At 41.9% G+C, this 258-nt stretch carries 1 protein-coding gene; it reads right to left on the bottom strand.

Translation table 11 applies throughout. From position 1 onward, the window contains the following. Nucleotides 1–61 precede the first annotated feature (61 nt). The coding region (locus P8629_RS12235) for a hypothetical protein (protein ID WP_278166379.1) at nt 62–258 on the bottom strand (197 nt) is incomplete at its 5' end.

The raw sequence follows: 258 nt of genomic DNA, 5'->3' as shown, positions 1-258 counted from the left end.
AGTTCACCTACAGAAAGCTCCTCGAACAATTCAGAGAGGCGCATATTACTTCCCTAATTAGTTAGACTATATACGAACTAATCGCATAGACTTCTTCTTCTGCACGTTCTTCCCATGGGTCAACATCTGATGTGCTGTGCGTTTTAAGAATGCCACTATCATCTGTTGGTTTCCAAGGCGTGAGATAAGCAAGCTGCGAAATAGTATCCACACAGTCATCTTTACCTTTGATACCGTTCATTGTCACCAGTTTGATCT

Origin of the sequence: Hydrogenovibrio sp. 3SP14C1 (assembly GCF_029625905.1) — a bacterium.
Taxonomy (GTDB): domain Bacteria; phylum Pseudomonadota; class Gammaproteobacteria; order Thiomicrospirales; family Thiomicrospiraceae; genus Hydrogenovibrio.
The sequence above is the reverse complement of the archived record's forward strand: the minus strand, read 5'-3'. Positions and strand labels throughout refer to the sequence as shown.